The sequence below is a fragment of the Pseudomonas viridiflava genome, assembly GCF_900602065.1.
Lineage (GTDB): Bacteria > Pseudomonadota > Gammaproteobacteria > Pseudomonadales > Pseudomonadaceae > Aquipseudomonas.
In genome coordinates this window covers 1-278 of record NZ_UWFN01000110.1, presented here as the reverse complement: position 1 = coordinate 278, position 278 = coordinate 1, and the positions used below count along the sequence as shown (strand labels likewise).

Genomic DNA, 278 nt, shown 5'->3' with positions numbered 1-278 from the left:
CAGCGAGACATGACGCTGACGATCATGCACCTGGTGGAAATGGCAAAAGTCATGGTCGACAACACGATAGAAAACCTGCAAACCCAATGACCACGACCTGAGCTGAACTGAAAACGACGTACCTGTAGTCAATCCTGCCATGCGCGACGCACAGCACTTGCCCTTGGCAGGCGGCCCTCCCAGAATCGGAAAAAAGCCCGATCAAAGGAACAGACGCCATGATGCACGCAGACTTGATTGACCAGGAAGGCCTGCTCGGCCAACTCAGGGCCCTGGGG

At 55.8% G+C, this 278-nt stretch carries 1 pseudogene; it reads left to right on the top strand.

Going from position 1 to position 278, the window contains the following annotated elements:
- Window positions 1–90, top strand: a pseudogene (locus EE949_RS05195) (DUF6124 family protein); the annotation flags it as partial.
- Window positions 91–278: the final 188 nt, after the last annotated feature.